The 1,455-nt window shown below is 76.4% G+C and carries 1 protein-coding gene; it reads right to left on the bottom strand.

The window, feature by feature from the left end; all coding sequences use genetic code 11:
* Positions 1-1,455, bottom strand: a 1,455-nt coding sequence (locus AB8Z36_RS39845) for a ComEC/Rec2 family competence protein (RefSeq protein ID WP_369218242.1), incomplete at both ends; no start/stop codon positions are given.

Below are 1,455 nucleotides of genomic sequence, written 5' to 3'. Positions count from 1 at the left end.
CCCTCCGCCGCCGCCTGCCTCCTGACGGACTCCGCCTGTTCCGACGGCTCCTGGAACCCCGTCGTCTGGATCGCCCCCACCTCTCGCCCCCGCAGCACTCCGGGCAGCCCCGCCACGTGGTCGGCGTGGAAGTGAGTGAGAACCACGAGGGGCACACGCGTGATGCCGAGGGAGTGCAGACAGCGGTCCGCCGCCACCGGGTCCGGTCCCGTGTCGACGACGACCCCGGCGCCCTCGCCCGCCGCGAGCACGATGGCGTCGCCCTGGCCCACGTCGCACATCACCATGCGCCAGCCCGGCGGAGGCCAGCCCGCGATCACCCGGGTGAGCGGCGGTGGCTGGACGACGACCAGCAGAAGCAGCAGGGCACAGGCCCCCGCGAGCCAGAGGTGCCGCGCCAGCCCGCGTCCGGCCAGGACGACCGCCACCGTGGCCAGCGCGAGCAGGAACCCGCCGCGCCAGCCGCCCGGCCAGTCGACGCCGCTGCCGGGCAGTGCCGCCCCCCTCCGGGCGATCTCCGCGATCCACCCGGTGGGCCAGCTCGCGCCCCAGGCCAGCGCCTTCGCGACCGGCATCGCCACCGGTGCCACCGCCAGCGCGGCGAAGCCGAGCACGGTGGCGGGCGCGACGGCGAACTCCGCCAGGAGATTGCACGGCACCGCGACCAGACTCACCCTGGCCGCCAGGACGGCCACCACCGGCGCGCACACCGCCTGCGCCGCCGCAGCAGCGGCCAGCGCCTCCGCGAGCCGTGGCGGCACCCCGCGCCCGCGCAGCACGGCGCCCCAGCGTGGTGCCAGGGTGAGCAGGGCGCCGGTGGCAAGGACGGAGAGCAGAAAGCCGTGGCTGCGGGCCAGCCAGGGGTCCCACAGCACGAGCAGCAGCACCGCCGTGGCCAGCGCGGGGATCAGCGATCTGCGCCGCCCGGTGGCGATGGCGAGGAGCGCGATCAGTCCGCAGGCCGCCGCTCGCAGCACACTCGGGTCAGGCCGGCAGACGATGACGAAGCCGAGGGTCAGCGCCCCGCCCAGCAGCGCCGTGGTCCGCAACGGGATGCCCAGTCTCGGTGCCAGGCCCCGCCGCTCGGCTCGCTGCGCCATGCCCGGCGGGCCGATGAGCAGCACGAGCACGATCGTCAGATTGGCGCCGCTCACGGCCAGCAGGTGCGTAAGGTCCGTCGCCCGGAAGGCCTGCTCAAGGTCGGCGGGCACCCGTGAGGTGTCCCCGATCACGAGCCCCGGCAGCAGGGCTCTGGCATCGCCGGGCAGCCCGTCCGTGGCCTCCCGCAGGCCTGCCCGCAGATCACCGGCCAGCCGCTGCGCCCCGGAGGGCTGCCCGATCACCTGCGGCGGCCGCTCCCCCGACACCCGCAGCACCGCCGCGACCGCGGTGCCCCTCCCGCTCCGCCGCAACGGCGGCGCCAGACGCCCGTGCACCCGCAGCCGCGTCGACGGC

The organism is Streptomyces flavofungini, from assembly GCF_041028215.1.
Lineage (GTDB): Bacteria > Actinomycetota > Actinomycetes > Streptomycetales > Streptomycetaceae > Streptomyces > Streptomyces flavofungini_B.
Note: the sequence above shows the minus strand (reverse complement) of the source record. Positions and strands in the feature narration are given on the sequence as shown.